This window comes from Meiothermus hypogaeus (genome assembly GCF_003574035.1).
Taxonomy (GTDB): domain Bacteria; phylum Deinococcota; class Deinococci; order Deinococcales; family Thermaceae; genus Meiothermus; species Meiothermus hypogaeus.
In genome coordinates this window covers 1-1,185 of sequence record NZ_QWKY01000165.1, presented here as the reverse complement: position 1 = coordinate 1,185, position 1,185 = coordinate 1, and the positions used below count along the sequence as shown (strand labels likewise).

Here is a 1,185-nt window from a genome sequence, read left to right as displayed (position 1 = left end):
CACGTAAACGTGGGGACCATCGGACACGTAGACCACGGAAAGACCACCCTGACGGCGGCGATTACCTTCGTGGCGGCGGCGGCCAACCCCAACGTGGAGGTACAGGCCTACGATCAGATCGACAAGGCCCCCGAAGAGAAGGCCCGTGGGATTACCATCAACACCGCCCACGTGGAGTACGAGACCCAGGCCCGGCACTACTCCCACGTAGACTGCCCCGGCCACGCCGACTATGTGAAGAACATGATCACCGGGGCGGCCCAGATGGACGGGGCCATCCTGGTGGTGAGCGGTACCGATGGCCCCATGCCCCAGACCCGCGAACACATCCTGCTTTCGCGCCAGGTGGGGGTGCCCTACATCATCGTCTTCCTGAACAAGGTAGATATGGTGGATGACCCCGAACTGCTGGATCTGGTGGAGATGGAGATCCGCGACCTCCTGAACCAGTACGAGTTCCCCGGTGACGATACCCCCATCATCCGGGGCTCGGGGCTCAAGGCGCTGGAGCACATGATGGCCAACCCCAAGACCCAGCGAGGGGAGAACGAGTGGGTGGATAAGATCTGGGAACTGCTGGACGCCATTGACTCCTACATCCCCACCCCCCAGCGCGATGTGGACAAGCCCTTCCTGATGCCGGTGGAGGATGTGTTCACCATCACCGGACGCGGTACCGTAGCCACGGGCCGGGTGGAGCGCGGCAAGATCAAGACCGGTGAGGAAGTGGAGATCGTGGGTCTGCGCGAGACCCAGAAGACGGTGGTGACCGGGGTGGAGATGCACCGCAAGACCCTCAACGAAGGCATTGCTGGCGATAACGTGGGCCTGTTGTTGCGCGGGGTGGGGCGGGAAGACATCGAGCGGGGGCAGGTGCTGGCCAAGCCGGGCAGCGTGACCCCGCACACCAAGTTCGAGGCCTCGGTGTACATCCTGAAGAAGGAAGAGGGGGGCCGACACACCGGGTTCTTCACCAACTACCGTCCGCAGTTCTACTTCCGTACCACCGATGTAACCGGGGTGGTGGAGCTGCCCGCCGGGGTGGAGATGGTGATGCCGGGGGACAACATCACCTTCACGGTGGAGCTGATCAAGCCCATCGCCATGGAGGAAGGTCTGCGCTTCGCCATCCGTGAAGGCGGTCGCACCGTGGGCGCTGGTGTGGTGGCGAAGATTATCGAGTAA

At 63.0% G+C, this 1,185-nt stretch carries 1 protein-coding gene; it reads left to right on the top strand.

From position 1 onward, the window contains the following. Positions 1-1,185, top strand: a 1,185-nt coding sequence (gene tuf, locus Mhypo_RS17735) for an elongation factor Tu (protein WP_119342525.1), incomplete at its 5' end; no start/stop codon positions are given.